The 20,366-nt window shown below is 41.0% G+C and carries 26 protein-coding genes and 1 pseudogene; 10 read left to right on the top strand and 17 right to left on the bottom strand.

The window, feature by feature from the left end:
* Positions 1–52 precede the first annotated feature (52 nt).
* The 6 genes from NCY30_RS10790 to NCY30_RS10810 form a co-directional block, all read right to left on the bottom strand.
* Positions 53–541, bottom strand: a complete 489-nt coding sequence (locus NCY30_RS10790; protein WP_250818731.1) for a hypothetical protein — start codon at positions 539–541, stop codon at positions 53–55.
* A complete protein-coding gene (locus NCY30_RS10795) occupies positions 542–964 on the bottom strand; it encodes an RNase H family protein (protein WP_161170094.1) in 423 nt (140 codons plus the stop codon).
* Positions 957–1,373 carry a hypothetical protein gene (locus NCY30_RS10800; protein WP_250818732.1) on the bottom strand — a complete coding sequence of 139 codons (417 nt, stop codon included), beginning with the start codon at positions 1,371–1,373 and terminating at the stop codon, positions 957–959. Before NCY30_RS10800 ends, NCY30_RS10795 begins: the two co-directional genes overlap by 8 nt.
* Position 1,374: 1 nt before the next feature.
* Entirely contained in the window at positions 1,375–2,109 is a 735-nt protein-coding gene (locus NCY30_RS10805; protein WP_250818733.1) for a rolling circle replication-associated protein, read from the bottom strand.
* A 291-nt stretch (positions 2,110–2,400) separates the two neighbouring features.
* Positions 2,401–2,529 (bottom strand): hypothetical protein, encoded by a 129-nt coding sequence (locus NCY30_RS15110; protein ID WP_006426836.1) that lies wholly within the window; start codon positions 2,527–2,529, stop codon positions 2,401–2,403.
* Between the two features lie 22 nt (positions 2,530–2,551).
* Positions 2,552–2,695, bottom strand: a complete 144-nt coding sequence (locus NCY30_RS10810) for a hypothetical protein (protein ID WP_155115957.1) — start codon at positions 2,693–2,695, stop codon at positions 2,552–2,554.
* Between the two features lie 96 nt (positions 2,696–2,791).
* Between NCY30_RS10810 and NCY30_RS10815 the strand changes: the two genes are divergently transcribed.
* Complete coding sequence (locus NCY30_RS10815) at positions 2,792–3,529, top strand: hypothetical protein (RefSeq protein WP_250818734.1); 738 nt, start codon at positions 2,792–2,794, stop codon at positions 3,527–3,529.
* Here NCY30_RS10815 and NCY30_RS10820 read toward each other — a convergent pair.
* Both NCY30_RS10820 and NCY30_RS10825 read right to left on the bottom strand, forming a co-directional pair.
* Positions 3,514–3,774: a hypothetical protein gene (locus tag NCY30_RS10820; RefSeq protein WP_250818735.1), complete on the bottom strand. Its 261-nt coding sequence runs from the start codon at positions 3,772–3,774 to the stop codon at positions 3,514–3,516. The two genes, NCY30_RS10815 and NCY30_RS10820, sit on opposite strands and share 16 nt — an antisense overlap.
* Positions 3,758–3,997, bottom strand: a complete 240-nt coding sequence (locus tag NCY30_RS10825) for a helix-turn-helix domain-containing protein (protein WP_250818736.1) — start codon at positions 3,995–3,997, stop codon at positions 3,758–3,760. Before NCY30_RS10825 ends, NCY30_RS10820 begins: the two co-directional genes overlap by 17 nt.
* 221 nt (positions 3,998–4,218) lie before the next feature.
* Here NCY30_RS10825 and NCY30_RS10830 point away from each other — a divergent pair, with 221 nt between their 5' ends.
* The 9 genes and pseudogenes from NCY30_RS10830 to NCY30_RS10870 all read left to right on the top strand — a co-directional run bounded on the left by NCY30_RS10830 (position 4,219) and on the right by NCY30_RS10870 (position 11,588).
* Positions 4,219–4,596, top strand: coding sequence for a helix-turn-helix domain-containing protein (locus NCY30_RS10830; protein WP_006426840.1), 378 nt, complete (start codon positions 4,219–4,221; stop codon positions 4,594–4,596).
* Complete coding sequence (locus NCY30_RS10835; RefSeq protein WP_250818737.1) at positions 4,577–4,975, top strand: hypothetical protein; 399 nt, start codon at positions 4,577–4,579, stop codon at positions 4,973–4,975. Before NCY30_RS10830 ends, NCY30_RS10835 begins: the two co-directional genes overlap by 20 nt.
* 22 nt (positions 4,976–4,997) lie before the next feature.
* Positions 4,998–6,047 carry a type I restriction endonuclease gene (locus NCY30_RS10840; protein ID WP_055215363.1) on the top strand — a complete coding sequence of 350 codons (1,050 nt, stop codon included), beginning with the start codon at positions 4,998–5,000 and terminating at the stop codon, positions 6,045–6,047.
* 110 nt (positions 6,048–6,157) lie between these two features.
* Positions 6,158–7,162, top strand: coding sequence for a zinc ribbon domain-containing protein (locus tag NCY30_RS10845; RefSeq protein ID WP_250818738.1), 1,005 nt, complete (start codon positions 6,158–6,160; stop codon positions 7,160–7,162).
* Positions 7,163–7,230: 68 nt separating this feature from the next.
* Positions 7,231–8,394, top strand: a complete 1,164-nt coding sequence (locus NCY30_RS10850; protein ID WP_055193986.1) for a hypothetical protein — start codon at positions 7,231–7,233, stop codon at positions 8,392–8,394.
* Positions 8,395–8,655: 261 nt separating this feature from the next.
* On the top strand, positions 8,656–9,201 hold the full coding sequence (locus NCY30_RS10855; protein WP_250818739.1) for a Uma2 family endonuclease: 546 nt from the start codon (positions 8,656–8,658) through the stop codon (positions 9,199–9,201).
* Between the two features lie 181 nt (positions 9,202–9,382).
* Complete coding sequence (locus NCY30_RS10860; RefSeq protein WP_250818740.1) at positions 9,383–10,864, top strand: recombinase family protein; 1,482 nt, start codon at positions 9,383–9,385, stop codon at positions 10,862–10,864.
* A gap of 59 nt (positions 10,865–10,923) precedes the next feature.
* Positions 10,924–11,316 (top strand): annotated as a pseudogene (locus NCY30_RS10865) (peptidoglycan-binding protein); the annotation flags it as partial.
* Positions 11,317–11,375: 59 nt separating this feature from the next.
* Positions 11,376–11,588 (top strand): holin, encoded by a 213-nt coding sequence (locus NCY30_RS10870; RefSeq protein ID WP_006426846.1) that lies wholly within the window; start codon positions 11,376–11,378, stop codon positions 11,586–11,588.
* Positions 11,589–11,689: 101 nt separating this feature from the next.
* Here the strand turns inward: NCY30_RS10870 and rseP are convergent, their stop codons facing one another.
* The 9 genes from rseP to NCY30_RS10915 form a co-directional block, all read right to left on the bottom strand.
* Entirely contained in the window at positions 11,690–12,727 is a 1,038-nt protein-coding gene (gene rseP / locus NCY30_RS10875; RefSeq protein WP_237998449.1) for an RIP metalloprotease RseP, read from the bottom strand.
* A gap of 8 nt (positions 12,728–12,735) precedes the next feature.
* Positions 12,736–13,878, bottom strand: a complete 1,143-nt coding sequence (locus NCY30_RS10880; RefSeq protein WP_250818741.1) for a 1-deoxy-D-xylulose-5-phosphate reductoisomerase — start codon at positions 13,876–13,878, stop codon at positions 12,736–12,738.
* A gap of 9 nt (positions 13,879–13,887) precedes the next feature.
* Positions 13,888–14,694: a phosphatidate cytidylyltransferase gene (locus NCY30_RS10885; protein WP_055193972.1), complete on the bottom strand. Its 807-nt coding sequence runs from the start codon at positions 14,692–14,694 to the stop codon at positions 13,888–13,890.
* Positions 14,687–15,409, bottom strand: coding sequence for an isoprenyl transferase (locus NCY30_RS10890; protein WP_006426850.1), 723 nt, complete (start codon positions 15,407–15,409; stop codon positions 14,687–14,689). Before NCY30_RS10890 ends, NCY30_RS10885 begins: the two co-directional genes overlap by 8 nt.
* Before the next feature lie 112 nt (positions 15,410–15,521).
* Positions 15,522–16,073 (bottom strand): ribosome recycling factor, encoded by a 552-nt coding sequence (gene frr, locus NCY30_RS10895; protein WP_006426851.1) that lies wholly within the window; start codon positions 16,071–16,073, stop codon positions 15,522–15,524.
* A 34-nt stretch (positions 16,074–16,107) separates the two neighbouring features.
* Complete coding sequence (gene pyrH / locus NCY30_RS10900) at positions 16,108–16,803, bottom strand: UMP kinase (RefSeq protein ID WP_006426852.1); 696 nt, start codon at positions 16,801–16,803, stop codon at positions 16,108–16,110.
* Positions 16,804–16,932: 129 nt separating this feature from the next.
* Positions 16,933–17,511, bottom strand: coding sequence for a xanthine phosphoribosyltransferase (locus NCY30_RS10905; RefSeq protein ID WP_006426853.1), 579 nt, complete (start codon positions 17,509–17,511; stop codon positions 16,933–16,935).
* Positions 17,512–17,610: 99 nt separating this feature from the next.
* A complete protein-coding gene (locus NCY30_RS10910; protein WP_006426854.1) occupies positions 17,611–19,899 on the bottom strand; it encodes a xanthine dehydrogenase family protein molybdopterin-binding subunit in 2,289 nt (762 codons plus the stop codon).
* Entirely contained in the window at positions 19,896–20,363 is a 468-nt protein-coding gene (locus NCY30_RS10915) for a (2Fe-2S)-binding protein (RefSeq protein WP_006426855.1), read from the bottom strand. The genes NCY30_RS10910 and NCY30_RS10915 overlap by 4 nt, the downstream gene beginning before the upstream one ends.
* Positions 20,364–20,366 lie beyond the last annotated feature (3 nt).

The following is a 20,366-nucleotide window of genomic DNA, read 5'->3' on the forward strand; positions in this document are numbered from 1 at the left end:
ATTCCGTTCCCGTAGGTTGCTTTCAGATCTTCCGTGAATCCTTTGTATGTTCTCATTTTTCTTCACCCTTATAATATTTTTCTGCAATTTTTCTAATCTGTGCTTTTCCAGGAATTCCAAGATAGATAGGTGGTTTTAAGCCTGCTGCCCGTACGATTCTATCATCCAGTTGTGCTTTCGTTTCAAACGATACTTTTAATATCTGTGCCATACATTTTTCAAGACTTTTTCCTTTCTTACGTACAGCTTGCGCCATCTGGTCATCTTCTTCACACATCTGGATCATGAAGTTTTTCCAGTCTTCCATCATGTTTTTGAGTCCTAAATCTTTCGATTCCATTTCCAATTTCCCGATCGCTGCCAGCAATGGAGTAGTCAGAGAATCTATTGCACCGGTGCAAAAATCCTCTGCGTCCTCCGAATCTAAGCCATTTTCTTCTGCTATTGTCTTGATAGCGTCCAGATCTCCCTCTTTTAACTGTGCTGCTGCCGCTCTGTTAATCTCTTCAGCAGAGTCAAATTCTCCAAATTTATCAAACATCTATGTATCCTCCATTATTTTTCTAATCTCATCACTATAGTTGTGCCGTCCCTTTTCCATTCGGATCAGATGCCCCTGCATCTTCTTCCAGAGCTTCTGCCAGCCTTCTGCGTTGGCGATCGGCTTTCCATTGGTTTTTCGGAAATCATTCCCAGCCCATTCGTAGATACGATAATCGATCATGTTGACCACGAACGTATCCTCACAGTGAATATGGACCTCACAGGACTGGTTCAGGCGGCTCAATGCTTCTGTGATCGCCTTTACTTCTGTTTCGTGTCGTGTGCCTTTTATCTGACCGGTATCTTGGATTTTTCCAATCTCTCCGGACTTCTTAGCACAGGTGCATACGAATCCATATTTTCCCAGTGTTTTACTGTTGGAACTGCATTTTGTGACTATGTAAATATCTACTCTAAACATATGGTTTCATTGCCTCTTTCGTATGCTGCAGATTCTTATTGATTTCCTGCATCTCCAGTGTTGCCCTCTGTACAGAGCTGATCAGCAGTTCCGGAATAGTGGCCGGAAGTAGTTCTTCATTATAGACCTCTTCCATGAGCTGGTTGTACTGATCATATTCTTTCTTCAGCTCTCTGCAGGCCCTCCGCAGTACAATCTGTTCTGCTCCGCTCTCCGTCGCAAGAATCTTGTCGATCTGCTTCTGTCTTTTTTCAATTTCATCATCGATTGCACACCACAGCAGAGCGGCGCGATCCGGTTCAATCTTATGTACTCCCGGGTAGTTTTCTCTCAATACTCCATTGAGTTTTCGAGATACTAATACCAGCTCTTCCAGTTTGTTTTCGCTTGCTCTGTCTAAAATCAGCATTTTAAATCCTCCTATCCAACTTGATCATGGTGTAATACCGGTATTTGTACCCGGTGAATTTATTTGTTCCTTCATAGTAAGTATCTTTATCCAGGTAATAACCTTTCCTGTCTTTTACCTCACGCCACTGTACAAAGCGTTCTTCTTCCGGTTCCTTCAGAGGCATATTGCGGGACGCATGATAGCTTGTCTCTCTTAAGTGTTCTCCATAGCGTTCGCACGTCTCTGGCGTTTTCGTGATGTATCCGGCCAGATCTTTGAAGTCGCCCGCCTCGTGCAAATGCTTAAAGGTCACGGCTCCGTGCTCCCAAGCGTCTTTTATGAATACGTCTGCATCCGCTATCCGGTTTATGACTATATGTACGTGCCATGCTCCTTTGATCCCTACTTCGATATTCGCCATCCACCGCATAGTTTGTCCGGCTTTTTTGTATTTCTCCCTTACCCGGCGCATTGCCTTCGACAGATCTTTCTTTGCTGTATCCATATCCGGTGGACGTTCATTCTTTTTATATGTCAGTAGGACCATGTAATCATTCTTCTTGAACCAGGTCTTTAACTTATGCCTTACTTTTCTTTCCCGGTTCCATTGATTCCGGTAACGGATCGCTTCTTCCGTTAACTTCCTCTTCTTTCCTCTTTTCTTTCCAGGTGCTCCATACTTACCATCCAGATATTCATATACCTCTATGGAATTTTTGAATGTGTATATAATCCTCTTGTATCTCTTTACCATCCACCTGTATGTCCTATCTTTAATATTCTTAACAAGTGATAAAAGCGGGCGGAAATGCCCGTATTTCTTGACTTTTTCGCCCGCCGATGGTATTATAATTTTGACTTATATTTTCGGTAGGCGAAGAAGTCTTGAGGTACATCATCCGCATAATGATGTGCCTTATTTTTTATTCACTTGTATCACTATCCCCATCTCCATTCCGGGCATCCACAGGATCTGTAGTCTTCTGATTCCTGGTACTCCTCCATGACCGTTATGGATTGGTCTTTCCCGCATATGCACTCTCCTTCATCTTACGAGCAACCAGATAAATAACATTGCATCAAATGCAAGTCCGATTGCGGCGCCGATCAGGATCTCTAACACCGTTTCTCTGATGATTCTCTGCCATTTTGTTCTTGGTCCTCTTCTTTTCATGCTTGTCCACCTCCCCTACCGCCTAAGCGGTTTTCTCTTTCTGGTATCCCAGATATCCAACAGCTACACGATTCAACTCATTCACGATCTTTGCTCGCTCCTCTGCAGATAATGTAGCCATGTCTCTTTCTACTCCATCGATGATCACGATGTTAATATGTTTCAAACTGCATCACCTCTTTATAGGTTATGTGGAATGGTTTGTACTTGTTGCGGTTCTTTGGTATAATTTTCCTATCAAATGATGAAAGGAGAAATGTACATGAATAGCGATGCAACCATCATCCGCCCAAGATTTACTTATACGGAAAAAGCCTACGTTCCAAATACCTCCAATGTTTTTATCATTGTCGAGGAAACAATGAAATTAATGGAAAATTATTTTAAAAAGAGCGCCCCTGCTTTCCAGCTTGTAAACAATCTTCGTTTTAATTATCCGGAAACCTCCACTACATATGATGAGATTCATATTTGTTGCATGGATACCTCTTGGTCTCAAATAGTGTTTCAGTTTTCTCATGAGTTTTGCCACCTTCTGATAGGAAATCCTATTCCACCAAGTATGCGTTGGTTCGAAGAAAGTGTCTGCGAACTTGCTTCATTATTTTTTCTTGAGAAATTAGCAATAATATGGGGGCAAAGCGGACTTCTTGCACATCCTGAATATGCACCATCCCTCATCTCCTATCGCACCAATCGAATCAATTCCGTAGAAGACTTGAAAAATCCTTCGGAACTTTCCGATCCTTCTTCTGCTATCTGGAAAGATGCTATTGCGAATTGCTATAATAGAAATTTCAATTTGCAAATTGCTAAATTACTACTTCCTGTCTTCAGCAAATATCCTCAATTATGGGAGACGGTTCCTCTTTTATGTAGATTGCCAGCGCAAGATTCTGTCTCATTCCCTATGTATTTATGTATCTGGCATATCCTCGCAGGTGATTCTTACAAGCAACCTCTTAACGAATTGGCCAGTATTTTTCATTGTTCCATATAAGACCAATTCTGCCATTTTTCATTTTCTTGACGAACCCAAAATTCTGCCCCGCCACCGTTGTAATAGATATATACTTTGTAACCTGTTACTTCTGGTGGCTCTGGTCTTCCACCAAGCAAAATGTCTTCCCTTTTTGCCATAAAATGCCCCATAGCAAAAGAAATAGTTTTTTCAAGTTGTCCATACTCAACGCCCATAGCACCCGGCATTCCTTTTGGACCTCTATGATTATCTGATGCTTTCAACTTTCTCCCTCCCTTCTTCTGAACCTGTTTCATCTGTTGCTGAAATTAATTCATCCACAGTACATTTCAGAATATCGGCTACTTTCTTAATGTTTTTAACTGTTGGACTCACACTATTTCCCCATTTGCAAATACTGCCCGTCGATACATTTGCTTTTTCCTCTAACTTGTTAATCGAAATCCCACGTTCTTTTGCAAGTTTACAAATATTTTCGTAAATCAAATTTACACCTCCTTTTTCAATATAAGTTCTGAAAAAATCACTAAATATTATTGACTAACTTCTGAAAATATCCTATAATTTGAATTACCACAAACAAATAAATAGCATATTTGCCATTCTGATTATTTTTGCGATTTTTTCAGAACTTGTAATTTTATTATACGCGATATATTCAGAATGTCAAGAAGTTTTTGCGATTTTTTCAGAAAGGGCCCAAAAATATGAAAGAACGTATTAAAAGCTTGTGCAAAGACTATGGAATATCAATGAACAAGCTCGAAGAAACTCTTGGATTCGGAAAGGGGTATATCAGTAAATTAGGAAACAGTACACCTAATGCTACGAAAATAAAGAAAATTGCTGATTACTTCAATGTATCTGTCGACTATTTAATGACAGGAAATGAATCAGATACAGAAAAGTATTATTTAAATGATGAAACTGCGCAGGTAGCACAAGAGATATTTGAAAACAAAGAACTGAAAGCGCTGTTCGATGTCCAGAAAGATATGGATCCGGACGACTTAAAAGCTCTGCATAGCATGGCTCTCGCGCTTAAACGAAAGGAACGTGGTGATATTGACGACACCGGATGTTAATGTCGTTCTTATGGACTTTCCTAGTAAAAAAGGAAATGAAATGGTTGTTCCGAACGAAGACGGAAGCTACACGATACTGATCAATGCCGGATTGAATTATGAATCTCAGCTTAAGGCATATGAGCATGCCATGAGTCATATAACAAAAGATGACTTTTTAAAAGGTAATGTACAAGAAATTGAATACTATGCTCATCATCCACACAAAGATCCAGAACCGGCTCAAATCTATCTTGATCGCATCAAGCAACTGCAAGCAGAACGAAGACGATTAAAGAAGCGGATTGCTCGTGATCAGAAACGTGTTGAATTTATTCAGGAACATTGTGATATGTTCCAAAGAGCTGAACACCACTATCTATATGGTGATGATTTATAAAATATGAAAGAGAGGAAAATGTATGGAGTTCAATGATGTAATTAAACAATTTTCAGAAAGGATACTGTCTTTAAAAGACACCATCACTACAGAAGAATCCACAAAAATGTCTCTTGTAGTGCCTTTATTTCAACTTCTTGGGTATGATGTTTTCAATCCAAATGAATTTTGCCCAGAGTATATTGCTGATGTAGGAATTAAAAAAGGCGAAAAGGTTGATTATGCAATCCTTGAAAATGGACAGCCGAATATTTTAGTCGAATGCAAAAGTTGCTCAGAGCAACTCGACAAACATTCGTCTCAACTTTTTAGATATTTCGGGACATCTCCTGCTAAATTTGGCATTCTTACAAATGGCATAATATATCGTTTTTATACAGATTTAGAAGAATCAAACAAAATGGATCTTGTGCCATTTCTAGAAATAGACATGGCAAATTTAAAAGATTCTTCCATCAATGAATTAAAAAAATTTTGTAAAGATAATTTTGATAAGGACAAAATATTTAGTACTGCCGAAGAGCTTAAATATAGCAGTCAAATAAAAAACATCTTAACAAAACAGTTTGAATCTCCGACAGAAGACTTTGTTCGATTTATTTTAGCGGATATATACGATGGTCAAAAGAATCAGAGAATAATTGAAAAATTTACGCCTGTGGTAAAACGAGCTTTCTCTTCTTTTGTAAATGAAATAGTAAATAGTAAAATTTCTTCTGCATTAGCTGACGATTATGATAAAGATGAAGAATCAGAACCCGAGATCAAAGAACCCGCATCCAAGATTGTTACAACGGAAGATGAAATTGAAAGTTTCTACATTATTCGCGGACTTCTTGCTGGTATCGTACCCGTTGAAGATATAGTTCACCGTGATACCGAAAGTTATTTTGGAATTCTGTATAAAGACAATAATAGAAAACCGATTTGTCGCCTCAATCTTGATGCAAGAAATAAACAGCTTCTCATCCCGGATGCTAATAAAAAATTCGAGCGTATTTATATCGACTCTTTAAACGATTTGTACAAATACAAAAACCGTTTAATAGAAGTTGTAAAGAGATATATGTAATTCATCCAGTATCTCTAACCATAAATACACTGCCCTCTTGATACGAAAGTATTTATATGGCGGAGATATCTGATTGAATATGCAAAAACTAAAGAAAAGAGGAATGAGTTATGAATTGTCCAAAATGTAACACTCCAAACCCAGACGGTCAAAAATTCTGTGGTAATTGCGGTACTGAACTTCCTAATGAAGAAAAAGTATCGTCACCATCTAACGACAACACATTTTCTTATCAAGACAACAAACAGAGTCCTCAACCTAAAAAGAAAAAACACGGTTGTCTCATAGCAATAATTGTTGTTGTAGTATTGTTTATCGGAATTGGCATCTTATTTGGTTCAGGAAACTCTAATGATTCTGGTAACTCAGAGTCCGGTAACAAAAAAGAAACAACTGAAAGCGAGAAAAAAGAATATGTCGATGATATTGAAGCCGTAGCAAGTAACCCCGATGATTACAAAGGAAAATATATTAAATTCTACGGACTCGTTTCTTCTATTGACAAAGACGATGAAAAATATGGTTATCAGGTATATATAGATCTTGATTATAATAATAGCGTATTGCTTGAAGTACCAAAAAAATTGGTAAAAGACAAGATAAATGAAGATGATTATATTAGTGTCGATGCCAAGATTGACGGATCATACGATGGGCAAACTGTTATGGGGGTTGATTCCAGCTGGGCTTATCTCGAAGCTAACTCTATCGAAAAAACTTCTTATACCGAATCATTTGGTAAAGCTAACAAAACATGGGAGTTTACTGACAAAGTATCTGAACAAAATGGAATTTCTGTTTCCGTAACAAAGGTTGAATTCGCAGAAGAAGAAACTAGAGTTTATGTTACTGCAACAAACAATAGTTCTGACAAATTTAGTTTATGGAGTTCTTCAGCCATTGCAATCCAGAATGATCAGCAATATGATCAGACATATGGAAACGCCTATGAACAATACGAAGAACTTTCGTCAGACATTTTACCTGGAGCATCAACATCCGGCGTGATTTGTTTTGGAAAATTAGATCCGGCTCAATTCAAATTACACATGGAAGGTAGCAGCGATAATTACGATATAGACTTTGCGCCGTTCGAATTGGATTTAGCACAATAAAATTAAAAATCCCCGGTGCCTATCAAACACCGGGGAAATCATAAATAAGTTGCAAGGAGAGATAAAGTATGACCTATACAGATCAATTGGCGTTGCTTGACGCAATTGAAAATTTTAGCGTTCCGATCATTCCACCCACCACACATTTTTGGATGATTCGCACCAAAAAAGGCTATTTTTATAATGAATTTCTTTCAAAGCGTTTTGTTGCCTTGGCTTGGAATAACATTTCGCAAGAAACAGATTTTTCGGAATCAAATAAAGATTCATTAAAAGATGATATACTAATGACATTTAAAGAAATTCATCGCCCTTCAACCGTTATTAATAAATGTCATTCTTTTATTTACGAAATCAAGACTAATGATATTCTCGTAATCCCAAGTGCTAAAAGTAGCTATATTACTTTTGCACTTGCTGGTGAATACTATGAAGATGATTCAAAAACTCTAGAACTTGAGCAGAACGTTATATATCGTATTGATAATCACGATGTTGATATAAACGATGTTTCCTGCCCTTATAAGAAGCGCAGACACATAACTCTGCTTCGAACAGTGAAAAATGAAGAACTAAACTATTCGTTATGTAGAGCAATCTCTAATTATCATGGTATTTCAAATTTAGATTCTTACTCAAAGCAAATACTCAATGCTTTGTATAATTATTATATGTTTGGCAATGATATGTCTTTCGTTCTTAATGTTCGAAAGCAAACACCTATCGGTCCACGCTCAATCAATAACGTTCTATACGGAACTACCGAATTATTGACTTCTATTGCTTCAGAGGAATGCATATCGACTCAAGTATCTTTAAATTCTCCTGGAGATATTGTATTCTCTCTTGTTAATGTAAAAAACCTTTTAGTAGATAACTGGCAATTCATTTTTGCTATACTTGTATTCTTAGGCGGCGGCAGCGCTCTCTCATTTAAAGTACCTGGAGCAATTGATATTGTAAAAAGCATTTTTTCGGCTAAAGATGATTACCGTATCAAACATGCAGAAGCTGAAAAAGCTGAATTAGAGGTGCTTGAAAAGAAAGCTGATCTTTTGCAAAAAATTAAAGATTCCGGAATAAATCCAGAATCTTTAAAAAATCCTGTTGATGCGTTACTTACTGGTTGTACTACTCTGGAAGTTGAACCAATCATTTTAGATGATGCATCTGCAGCCAACGTTCCACTGGCAACCGAAGTGCAAGAATCTCCTGATATAGAGGACGAGTAAATTTACTTGCAAGACAAATGCCCACTATCCAAAGCAACACAATAAAATTATCTTCATTATTAGAAAAAGTAATCGATAGTAATTTAAAGTAAGTACTTAAAAGAAGTAAAAAAGAAAAAATAAAGATCAAAAAATCTATAATTTTAAGAAATTGTTTTTTCATAGCACTACCTCCCTTTCTGTATTATATCCGATATTTCTGTATACAACAATAAGAAAAATCATTAAAAATAACTATACTCTACGAAAGGATGTGATCACATGCCATTATTAAAAGATGACCATTATACCATCGAAGATATCTATGCTCTTCCGGAAGGAAAACGTGCAGAACTCATTGACGGACAGATCTATGATATGGCACCGCCAAGCTACCAGCACCAACGACTTGTAATGGAACTTTCTTCCACATTGAGGAATTACATCAAATCAAAGGGCGGTCCTTGCGAGGTTCTACCTGCTCCGTTTGCAGTTTTCTTGAATCAGGATGATTACAATTACGTGGAGCCTGACATCTCTGTAATTTGTGATCCATCAAAGATCAATGACAAAGGATGCAACGGTGCTCCCGATTTTATCATCGAGATTGTCTCACCGAGCAGTCAGCGCATGGATTACCTGACAAAGCTGTTCAAATACCGCACTGCCGGTGTTCGTGAATACTGGATCGTAAATCCGCTGAAACAGACCATACAGGTGTACTCTTTCGAAGGAACAGAGGATTCTGCTCAATATTCCTTTGACGATGAAGTTACTGTTACGATTTATGGTGATCTTAAGATTTGTATTGCAGATTTTCTGAAATAAAAAAAGAAACGCCCCTGCTGACAACAGAGGCGGATCTATTGAATACTATACAGTGCCAAGGCACGATATAACATTCCGTGAACAAGAGTATTATATCACATTTCCCTGGCACCTGCATAGGTGTTATTTTTATACCCATTTTTGTGCGACATCGCACATATAATTACAGGAAGGTGATACAATGAGCGTAAAATATGCATACGGCTACATCCGGGTATCCACTCATGATCAGGAAGAGATCTCCCCGGACTCCCAGGAGCATCTCCTCCGGGACTATGCAGCCAAGAACAATATCGTAATCCTAAAGATCTTCACGGACCTAGGTATCTCCGGAAGAAAAGCCAATAAGCGTCCCGGCTTCCAGGAGATGATAGGACTGGCCAAAGGTGATGATCATCCAGCTGATCTGATTCTTGTCTGGAAGTTTTCCAGGTTCGCCAGGAATCAGGAAGAATCTATCGTCTATAAATCTCTATTAAAAAAGCAACATAATGTAGATGTCGTGAGTATATCTGAGCCCCTCTCCGATAATCCTTTCGGCAGCCTGATCGAGCGTATCATCGAATGGATGGACGAATACTACTCTATCCGATTATCTGGCGAAGTGTATCGAGGTATGAAAGAAAATGCACTCCGCGGAGCATACCAGGCACGTCCGCCGCTTGGCTACAAGGTTGTGGAGCATGGCAAGCCGCCGGTGATTGTTCCGGAAGAAGCAAAAATTGTTCGGACTATATTCGAAAAATACACAAATGAAGGCATGAGCTTCTTTGATATCGCCAGATACCTAAATTCTTTAGGGCTCAAGACTTCACATGGAAAGCCATTTGAACGAAGATCTGTCGAATACATCATCCAGAATCCTTCCTATTGTGGCATGATCCGATGGAACCGGACAGAGAACAGCACCAATCGTATCAAAGATAAGGACGAATGGATTGTTACAGAAGGGCAACAGCCGGCTATTATATCAAAGGAATTGTTTGAATCGGCACAGAAACGATTTAAAGCCACCTACAAGCCGGTCGGCAAGCGCCCCTCTTCCACTTATAAGCATTGGCTTTCCGGACTACTGAAATGCCCGGATTGCGGACGCACCCTAACCTCAACCACTATGAAACGAGTCAATGGGGAAAAATATTCTTACTTCTCCTGCTACGGATATAGCAAAGGTAAATGTAAAAAGCCGAACGGCATCAGCTCATTGGTCCTTGAAAAGGAAGTTCTGGCCAGTATCAAAGAAACATTGGATACCAAAGATATTGTCTATGAATTGCGTGAATATCAACCCACAGAGCAGTTTGATGAGCGCAAGGCTATAACAGAACAATTGGAAAGTTTAACCGGCAAAGAGGAACGAATAAAAGCCTCCTACCGGGAAGGGATTGATACACTGGAAGAATATAAAGCGAATAAAGCTATCATTCAGAAAGAACGGGAATCCTTAGAACAGCAATTGAAGGAATTGAAAAAGGCAGCACGTAAATCTGATCAGGATCCAGCGGATGCCATGCTGCAGAAGGTCCGGAGTGTGTATGATATTCTCATTTCCAACAACTATACATACATTCAAAAAAACGAAGCCCTGAAGCAGATCATCGACAAGATTATCTACGATCGCAAGAACGATTCTCTTAAAATCTACTTTTTCCTATACAGGTAAAATGCCCGCAAGCCCAGTAAAATCAAGGGTTTGCGGGTGCTTTATAGGTTATGACAATTTGGTTGACCCAATGGGGATCCAAATCCTTAGGCGACCAGGGCTATTCCCCTATCGAAATTCTCCGTTACTACTACGGTGACGACATGTACATTAACACCGCCGAAGCCATCTCCGGCATCCCATCCTCCTGGCCTGGCTATACTCTGGAAATTGGTTCTTCCGGCAATAAAGTTTTGCAGATACAGGAACAATTAAATGTCATAGCAGGTGCTTATCCTGCTATTCCGAAAATTACTGCTGACGGGATTTACGGACCTGCAACTGCAGAATCAGTCCGTACATTCCAGAAAGTATTCGGACTACCACAGACCGGAACAGTCGATTATACTACATGGTATAAAATTTCCGAAATTTACGTAGGCGTATCACGAATTGCTGAACTGTATGGATAATAATCGAATCGCTCTAATGATAAACGTCTTAATCAACCCTGAAAAGAAAGGATGGTAACATGAAAGCAAAAGATTGGAAAAAATGGGCTAAATGTGCCGGTATCAGGGCAATAAAGACTGTCGCGCAGACCGCCATAGCAACAATTGGAACCGTAACTGTACTTGGGCAGATAGACACGAAATTAGTAATTTCCACATCCATGCTGGCCGGAATATTATCACTGCTAACCAGTATTACCGGTTTGCCGGAATGTAATTCCGAAAACAAATAATGTTCTCTTTTGTATACTTTGGTATCAAAAGTCCCCCTTAAGTAGACTTTATCTATTTTCTACCTAAGGGGGATGATTTTTTGATAGATCTGCCAGCACTTCTACCTGCCCAAAAATATTCTATTAATATCATTAAACATTACAAATACCATCAACAACATCAATAGTATGATTCCTGCCAGATGTACATATCCCTCTTTCTCTGGTGGCACACGTTTTCCTCTGATTGCCTCCACAAAAAGGAATACCAGACGTCCCCCATCTAATGCCGGGAGTGGCAGCAAATTCATAACACCAAGATTCGCAGACAACAATATTGCCATATTTAACATCTGTACCACAACTGCAAATACTCCATAAGAACGGCTTTCTTTATAGGTTGTATCTACAGTACTTACAATTCCCACAGGGCCCGAAAGTTCATTTACTCCAATCTGGCCTGTCACAAGCATCTTTAAGCTATCGACAGTTGTACATATCCAGAATTTCACTTCATATCCGCCATATTGAAAAGCCGTCAACAGATTTGCCTTGCTATAACCGGAACTTCCTATTCCTAATCTCTTATAGCCCAGTTCTTTATCCATCTTCGGTGTCAGTGTGACCGTCTTTTCTTTTCCGTTTCTTAACACGGTAACAGCCACATCCTCATTAGAATGAAACTGATTGTAAAAGCTGACTTCACGGAAGATATGGATCTTTTTGTTTCCCATCTGTACGATCTCATCACCTTTTTCCAGGCCTGCTTCTGCAGCAGGATAGCCTGATTCTACTGCTCCGATCACCGGCTTATCATAGCCGACCATCGCTGTAATGATCACGGCAAATATAAAAGCCAGGATAAAGTTGAACACAGGCCCTGCCGCTATGACAGAGATTCTCGCCCAAACAGATTTGTTATTAAAATTGTTCGGCGAATCATTCGTTTCTTCGTCTTCCCCCATCGCACAGAACCCTCCGATCGGAAGGATACGCACGGCGTATTTGGTCCCTTTATATTCTTTTGAATAGATTGCCGGTCCCATTCCTATAGCAAACTCATCTACATCAATTCCATTTTTCTTCGCCAGTAAGAAATGACCCAGCTCATGAAAAAATATGATGAAGCTGAATAATAAGATTGCTAATATAATTCCCAAATTTACTGTTACCTCCTGCTGTTGATTCTCTCATAGGTCGCTGCTTCTGTCTCCAGAATCTGTTCCAGCGTTGGATTTTCAATATTCTTATGCGCTTTCATACAGTCCTCAATGATCTCCGTGATTTCCAGATACTTGATCTCTCTGTTGAGGAACTGGCTGACTGCAAGTTCATTTGCCGCATTGAATACAGTCGGAAGACTTCCGCCTTTTCTTCCTGCTTCATATGCAAGTTCCAGTCCGTAGAATGTGTCTGTATCCGGCTTCTCAAATTCCAGTTTGCCCAGTGTCCAGAAATCTACTCTGTCCCCCGGAAGGAATCTTCTTTCCGGATAATACAGTGCATACTGGATTGGGAGCTTCATATCCGGTGTTCCAAGTTCTGCAATAATTGCGCCGTCTACATATTCTACCATCGAATGAATGATACTCTGCGGCTGTACCACAACCTGTACCTGATCCACATCTACATTAAATAACCACTTGGCTTCAATAACTTCAAGACCTTTGTTTACCATTGTAGATGAATCGATCGTGATCTTACGTCCCATTGACCAGTTGGGATGCTTCAATGCATCTTCCACCTTGATCTCCATCAGTTCTTCCGATTTCTTTCCACGGAACGGTCCGCCAGATGCTGTCAGAAGTATCTTATGAAGTGCTCCGTGATTATTTCCCTGTAAAGACTGGAAGATTGCACTATGCTCGCTGTCCACCGGAAGAATGGACACTCCCATCTTTTTTGCCAGCGGCATAATGATATGTCCTGCCGTTACCAGCGTCTCTTTATTGGCAAGTGCAATGTCTTTTCCTGCTTTGATTGCCTCAATTGTCGGACGGATACCGATCATACCGACAACAGCCGTTACAAGGATCTCTGTTTTCTTCATCGTTGCAACTTCCAGAAGTCCATCCATGCCTGCAACAATCTTTGTATCTGTATCTGCTACATTAACACGTAATTCGTCTGCTTTTTCTTCCGACCATACAGCCACGATCTGTGGGTGGAATTTCCTGATCTGTTCTTCCAACATCTTGATATTGCTGCCTGCAGCCAGTCCGAGTACTTCGATATCTCCATTCTCTCTTACCACTTCCAGGGTCTGTGTTCCAATGGAACCTGTAGAACCTAAAATTGCTATCTTTTTCATACTTACCTCCTACAATCTGCCTGCAAGGAATGTTGCAAGATAATAAATGATCGGTGCTGTAAAGATAACACTGTCAAATCTGTCAAGGATTCCGCCATGTCCCGGGATCAGTTTCCCGTAATCTTTGATATCATGATTACGTTTGATCGCTGAAGCTGCCAGATCTCCGATCTGCGAGATCATACCGCCGACTCCGCAAATAACCGCATACTGTGCCGGATTCACACCAGCTCCTGTAATCTTATTTGCTGCAACTGCAAAGATTGCACCCAGTAATGCAGCTCCGACAATTCCGCCGATTCCGCCTTCTACGGATTTCTTTGGGCTTAACTTCGGTGCCATCTTGTGTTTTCCAAGAAGCATGCCTGCACAGTACGCACAGGTATCACACCCCCAGGAGCTTAAAAAGATCAGCCATACTGCAACGGCTCCGTCTTCCAGCATTCTGGTCTGGTACACATAAGACAACATCACTGCAACATAGAATACGCCAAAGAACACCGTCATTACCTGCTCTGCCTTAAATGTCGGGAATGAAAACACATACACCGCCATCAGTACTACCAGAAATGCAATCGTAAGAAGTGTCACATACTGCATCTGTCCGGTATATAAAATTCCATAATATACAACAGCTCCCAGATAACCGGTAAGTCCTAATATCTTGTTCTGCACATCCACAACTTTATAAAGCTCTGACAGTCCGATCAGACTGATCAGTGCCAGAAATCCAAACAGTAAACCACCGCCGGTTCCAACCGTTGCAATTAAGATGATAACCAGAACAATCCCACTTAATAATCTCGTCTTAAACATTCTGTTCTTCTTCCTCCTTCACACCACCATAACGTCTGTCACGGTGATTGTATGTTTCAATCGCCTTTTCCAGCTCTTCTTTACTGAAATCCGGCCACGGAACATCTGTAAAATAAAATTCTGTATAGGCAAGCTGCCATAACAGATAATTGGAAAGCCTAAGCTCCCCGCTGGTACGGATCATCAAATCCGGATCCGGGATTCCTTTTGTATCCAGATATTGCTCAAATGTTTCTTCTTTGATCTCAGCCGGATCCACTTTTCCATCCACGCAGTCTTTTGCAATCTTACGGATCGCACGGATCATCTCATCACGGCTTCCATAATTAATCGCGATCTGGAAATTCAGACCGCCATTATTCTTTGTTGCTTCTTCCAGTTCCAGAATTCTCTTCTGAATGTCTTCATCCAGTCTTGTGATATCCCCGATCACGCGGACTTTCATATCATTCTTTGCAGCCGTTTTCAGACAGGTCTTCATGTAATTACGAAGCAGCTTCATCAGAGCATTGACTTCATCGTCCGGACGATTCCAGTTCTCTGTGGAAAATGCGTAGACCGTCAGATATTTAATGCCCATTCTCCACGCTTCTTCGCAGATACGCTCTACATTCTTACTGCCCTGTGCATGACCGTAATTGCGCGGCATTCCTTTTGCTTTTGCCCAGCGTCCGTTTCCATCCAATATGATCGCAACATGTTGTGGCACATTCATATGATTATTTCCTCCTAATAACAATAGGTATACAAGAACAGAGGGGACAGTTTCCAGAGCATCTGGACCTTATCCCCCTCCTGTTGTATACTGCTTTTATCTCTTACAGGTCTTATACTGTCATAACCTCTTTTGATTTTGCTTCTACAGCTTTATCAACTTCTTTTACATATTTGTCTGTCAGTTTCTGAAGATCATCTTCCATATCTTTCATTTCATCTTCTGACACATCGGAACCTTTCAGTTTCTTAACAGAATCGATTCCATCACGACGGATATTACGAATCGCAACTTTGGCTGCTTCGCCCTTTTTCTTAACATCCTTTACCAGTTCTTTTCTTCGATCTTCTGTTAATTCAGGGAAAAGAAGACGTACAGTTGTTCCGTCATTCGTCGGATTAATCCCCAGATCTGAAGTCATGATTGCTTTTTCAATCTCTCTTACCATTTTCTTTTCCCATGGCTGGATCTGAATCATACGTGCTTCCGGTACGGATACGTTTGCTACCTGCTGGATTGGTGTCGGTGTTCCATAATAGTCTACCATGATCTTATTCAGAACGTTCGGATTTGCACGGCCTGCACGGATTGCAGAAAGTTCTCCGTCCAGATTTCCGATTGTTTTCTTCATTTTTTCTTCAAATGGTTTTAATCTTTCATTCATAGTGTTATCTCCTTTTATCTGCTTATCTGCATTTTTATACAGTTACTTTTGTTCCTGTAAATGTACCCTTCATTGTCTCAACAATGCTGTTCTCCTCATTTAATCCGAATACCAGCATCGGCATCTTATTCTCCAGACACATGATAGAAGCGGTAAGATCTACTGCCATCAGCTTCTTATCGATAATCTCCTGAATAGATATCTCATCGTACTTCTTCGCTTCCGGATTTACCTTCGGATCACTGTCATAGATACCGTCAATTGCTTTTGCCAGTAACATTGCATCTGCTTCGATCTCAATGGCTCTTAAAACTGCACCTGTATCTGTTGAAAAATATGGATGTCCTGTTCCGCCTGCAAAGAATACAACTTTTCCTTCATTCAATGCTTCTACTGCTGCATCCTTGGAAAACAGTGTGGTAAATGCACCGCATACGAACGGTGTAAATACTTCTGTCTTCATGCCTGCATAACGGAAAATATCAGATACATAGATACAGTTCATAACTGTTGCAAGCATTCCGATCTGGTCAGCCTTCACACGGTCGATCGTCTCACTGGTTCTTCCTCTCCAGAAGTTACCTCCACCTGTTACGATTGCAACCTGTACCCCATCATCTACAAGCTGCTTTACCTGCTTGGCTACACCCATACAGGTAGCTTCGTCAAATCCTGTCTTTTTATCGCCTGCGAGAGCCTCCCCGCTGAGTTTTAACAATACTCTTTTCATAAGTTCTTACTCCTTACCATAAGTTCTCTTTATGCATTCACATACTTATCATAAAGTATAGCATAGGAATAAAAAAAAGGGAATATGAAAGCCTCACATTCCCTTAAAAATCCTTTGAATTTTTATCTATTAATCGCGGAAAACCACTTCTCCTGTCTTTTCATCCATGCTTTCTACGATCGCCAATGACTCCAGATGAATACCTTTGGAACGGATGATATCTCCTCCGACCTGGAATCCCTTCTCGATCACAACTCCGGCTCCGACAAGCTCGGCTCCTGACTTTGTAACCAGTTCTGCAAGTCCTTCCAGAGCTTTTCCATTCGCAAGGAAATCATCGATCAGAAGTACCTTGTCACCTTTTCCGAGGAATTCTTTAGAAACAATAATGTCATACACTCTTCCGTGTGTAAATGATTCTACTTTTGTAGTGTACACATCTCCGGCAATATTCTTGGTCTGTGTCTTCTTAGCAAATACAACAGGAACATCAAATACTTCTGCTGCAACACATGCGATGCCGATACCGGAAGCTTCTATGGTAAGAATCTTTGTGATCTCTTCATCTGCAAATCTTCTCTTAAATTCTTTTCCAATCTCCTGAAATAACTTTACATCCATCTGATGATTCAGAAAGCTGTCCACTTTTAAGACATTCCCTTCTTTTATCTTGCCATCCTTGCGGATTCTGTCTTTTAATAACTGCATCTTAGCGGCCTCCACATATTTTTCTAAACGTTACCCAATATTGTAATAACTTTTGCGTCTGATTGCAAGTAGTTTCACTATATATTTTTCTAATATATTTTATTTTTCCAGTTCTTTCTCCAGAACGCCCATTGCAATCTGTTCGCTGGTGATTGGAAGATCTTTGAACCAGATGCCGGTTGCATTCGCAATCGCCTGTGCAAGCGCCGGTGCCGGAGTGTTAATTACGATCTCTCCGATGGATTTGGCACCGAATGGACCGGTCGGTTCATAACTGCTTTCAAATTCGACCTGCAGATTTCCCATATCTCTTCTGGATGGTACTTTATACTGCATGAATGAGTTATTCAGCATTCTTCCCTTTTCATTATACTGGATATTCTCATAAAGCGTCATTCCGATCCCCTGTACAATCCCGCCTTCTGCCTGCACTCTTGCAAGATTCGGGTTGACAACGGTTCCACAGTCTACGACAGCCTTATAATCCAGGATTTCCACATGACCGGTCTCTTTGTCGAGTTCGATCTCTACTGCCCCTGCCATGAATGGCGGCGGTGATGTCGGAGACGTATTACTTTCTGTCACCTCAAGCGCACAGCCATTACCGCACATGGATTTCGTACCGATATCTTCCAATGATACACTCTTCTGTTCTTTCGGCCATTCTACATGATCGCTTGCAAATACCAGTTCTTCCACAGGTGCCTCCAGCATTCCTGATGCAATCTCAAGGATTCTGGCAATCAGCTTCTGGCATGCTTTTTCTACTGCCTTACCTGTTATATACGTAGTACTTGACGCATAAGATCCGGAATCATATGGCGACGCATCTGTATCGGCACCGAGTACTTCAATTCTTTCCATCGGACAGTCCAGACACTCTGCTGCCATCTGTGCCAGGATCGTATCGCATCCGGTTCCCATATCTGCTGCCGCGATCATCAGTGTATAGAATCCGTCATCATTCATCTTGATTGTCGCGGAGCCGACGTCTACGCCCGAGATTCCGGATCCCTGCATTGCCATTGCAATACCGACGCTTCGAACTTTACCATTTCCCATGTCTTTACACGGATACTTGTCCTTCCAGCCGATTAGTTCCGCAGTCCGCTCCAGGCAGCGGTCAAGTGCACAGCTCTGTGCCGTCTCACCGTAATATGCAGGCATCACATCGCCTTCTCTTACCATATTTTTTAGACGGAATTCTACCGGATCGATATGTAATCGTTCTGCCATTTCATTTACTGCAGATTCCACTGCAAAGATTCCCTGTGTCGCGCCATATCCTCTGTATGCTCCGGCAGCCATATGATTGGTATACACAACATCGTATGTAAAACGGTGTGCTTCTGCCGAACTATACAACGGGATCGATTTATGACCGGACAATCCAACAGTCGTCGGTCCGTGATCTCCGTAAGCGCCTGTATTCGACAGTGTATATACATCGATCGCACGGATCTTTCCTTCCTTCGATGCACCCAGACGGACATGTACTTCCATCTCATGTCTCGGAGACGATGCGATCTGCGATTCCTCTCTTGTAAAGATCATCTTCGAAGCTTTTCCCGTCTTCCATGTGACAAATGCCGGGAATAATTCCGCCACGACCGACTGCTTTGCACCAAATCCGCCTCCGATTCTCGGTTTGCTGACACGGATCCTGGATTTCGGAATTCCAAGTGCATTGGAAATGATACGTCTTACATGATATACAATCTGTGTAGAGCTTAAGATATTCAGTCTTCCATAAGCATCCATAAAGCATGTCGTACGGAATGTCTCCATCATGGCCTGCTGCGCTGCTCTTACATGATAGGTGCCTTCCACAACTTCATCACAGTCAGCCAGCACTGCCTCTACATTCCCGTCTTCAGTGCTGTCACATGCACATAAGTTCCGCTTATTATCTGCGCCGACCTGGCAAAGTGCCTTCCAGTTGTCTTCCGGATGTACCAGTACTTCGTTATCTTTTGCCGTATGGAAATCCAGTACTGCCGGAAGTACTTCATACTCTACTTTCAACATCTTAAGTGCCTTATCCACGCACGCTTCATTCTCTCCTGCCACGATTGCCACAGGATCTCCCACATATCTGACATGCTGGTCAAGGATCAGACGGTCATACGGACTGAGTTCGGGATATGTCTGTCCCGCTGTGGTGAATCTTTCATGTGGTACATCTTCCCACGTGTAGATATCTTCGATCCCCGGCACTCTTTTTGCCACATCTGTCTTTACTGATTTTACGATCGCATTGGCATGCGGGCTTCGGAGTACCTTTACGATCAGGCAGTCCTTTGGAGCAAGATCATCCATGAATACCGGTTTTCCTGTCACCAGTGCCATTGCGTCTTTTTTTCTTATCGGTTGTCCGACTGCTTTCATGATCTTTCTCCTTTCTTTCTATATTCGATAAATGCTTCCATTGCACGAAGCTGTCCTTCATATCCGGAACATCTGCAAAGATTTCCCGCAAGATATGCCTTGATCTCTTCTCTTGTCGGCTCCGGATTCTCGCGGAACATGGCAATTGCATTCATGATCATTCCCGGATTGCAGAAACCGCACTGTTCTGCACCCTGATCTGCAACAAATGCACCGAATTCTTTTGCTTCTTCCTGAAGTCCTTCTAACGTATCTACCTTGCATCCGTCGACTCTGGCTGTCAGCATCGAACAGGATAATACTGGTTTATCATCTACAAACACTGTACACAGACCGCAGTTCGACGTCTCACATCCACGTTTTACACTATAGCATCCATGATCTCTGACAAAATCGATCAGAAGCTGATCGCTGGATATTTCCGCTTCTCTCATTGTCCCATTTAAAAGAATCTTTACTTTCATATC

Origin of the sequence: Dorea sp. MB18-49, from assembly GCF_023669465.1 — a bacterium.
GTDB classification, from domain to species: domain Bacteria; phylum Bacillota; class Clostridia; order Lachnospirales; family Lachnospiraceae; genus Dorea_A; species Dorea_A longicatena.